At 63.8% G+C, this 1,374-nt stretch carries 1 protein-coding gene; it reads right to left on the reverse strand.

Translation table 11 applies throughout. The features are described 5' to 3' along the window. Positions 1–271: 271 nt before the first annotated feature. A complete protein-coding gene (locus G5V65_RS21835) occupies positions 272–1,300 on the reverse strand; it encodes an IS110 family RNA-guided transposase (protein WP_009803435.1) in 1,029 nt (342 codons plus the stop codon). Between the last annotated feature and the right edge of the window lie 74 nt (positions 1,301–1,374).

Genomic DNA, 1,374 nt, shown 5'->3' on the forward strand with positions numbered 1-1,374 from the left:
GATTTGTGCAACATGTGTAACCGCCCCTTGCGCAAGGGGTAATTTCAGAGCTGCTTTCCGCGCGTCACCGGGTGCTGACATGTGTCCGGCCTCTGATGCGGCCTTGGTCATGCCGCGGGCCCGTATGGTGTTCGAAGGTCGGGTCCAGATCAAAGCCGCGTGCTCAAAGGCACTCTGTTGCACACTGGTTCTCCCGATCCCGTCTCACGACTGTTGCGCCAAACTGCTCCTTGCCCTCTTCCGCTCCGACGTCCTCGCGACCGACGGCTGCTTACGCTGCCACGGCCGGAGACTGGTATACGCCACCGCGGGCCATCAAAGCCCAGACAATCCGCGCCATCTTGTTCGCCAGCGCGACACGCACCAGCATCGACGGCTTGCGCGACAGCATGTTCCCCAGCCATGTGCCGGGTTGAGCTTCACGATGGACGTGGCGCTTGATGATCACGCTGTTGGCGCCAATGATCAGCAGCCGCCTGAGAGACCGCTCGCCCATCTTCGTCGTCGCTCCGAGGCGCTGCTTGCCACCGGTCGAGTGTTGCCTGGGCACCAACCCGAGCCAGGCTGCAAAATCCCGGGCCTTCCGGAAGGTCTCGGGAGGCGGCGCAAGTGTCGCGATGGCCGTCGCGATCAGCGGGCCGATGCCCGGCACCGTCATCAGCCGTCGGGCGACCTCGTTCTCTTTGGCGCAGCGTGAGATCTCGGCATCGAGCCTCCCGATCTGCGCCTCGAGGTGCGCCAAGGATCCGATCAGAACCTGCAGGGTGGCTGTCGCCTCGGCGGGCAACCCGCTCTCTGGATCCTCGACGATGGCGATCAGCTTCGAGGCATTGGCAGCGCCCTGCGGCACAACCTGCCCGAACTCGGCAAGGTGACCGCGCAGGGCGTTGATCGCCTGGGTGCGCTGCCGGATCAGTAACTCGCGCACGCGGAACACCATCGCCGCCCCTTGGGTCTCTTCGCTCTTCACCGACACGAAGCGCATCGTCGGACGCTGTGCAGCTTCGCAAATCGCCTCGGCGTCGGCGGCGTCATTCTTCTGCCGTTTGACGAAGGGCTTCACGTAGGCCGGAGGGATCAGCCGGACCTCATGTCCAAGCTTGCCAATCTCTCGACCCCAGTAATGTGCACCACCACAGGCTTCCATCGCCACGACGCAAGGCGGCAAAGCCTCAAAGAACCCCAGCACCTGCGTGCGCCGCAGCTTCTTCCGTAGCACCGCACCGCCTGCGGCGTCCGCCCCATGCACCTGGAACACATTCTTCGCCAGATCGAGCCCGACCGTGATAATCTCCGACATGACCGTCCTCCTTTGTGGATTATCGCAGACCCACCTTGGCACAGAGATGCCGTCGGGGGGCGGTCACATCATCA

Source organism: Paragemmobacter kunshanensis (genome assembly GCF_011059185.1).
Classification (GTDB): domain Bacteria; phylum Pseudomonadota; class Alphaproteobacteria; order Rhodobacterales; family Rhodobacteraceae; genus Paragemmobacter; species Paragemmobacter kunshanensis.

Excerpts from the sequence above, each read along its gene's own strand:
- G5V65_RS21835 (WP_009803435.1), bottom strand. The coding sequence starts at position 1,300 with ATGTCGGAGATTATCACGGTCGGGCTCGATCTGGCGAAGAATGTGTTC.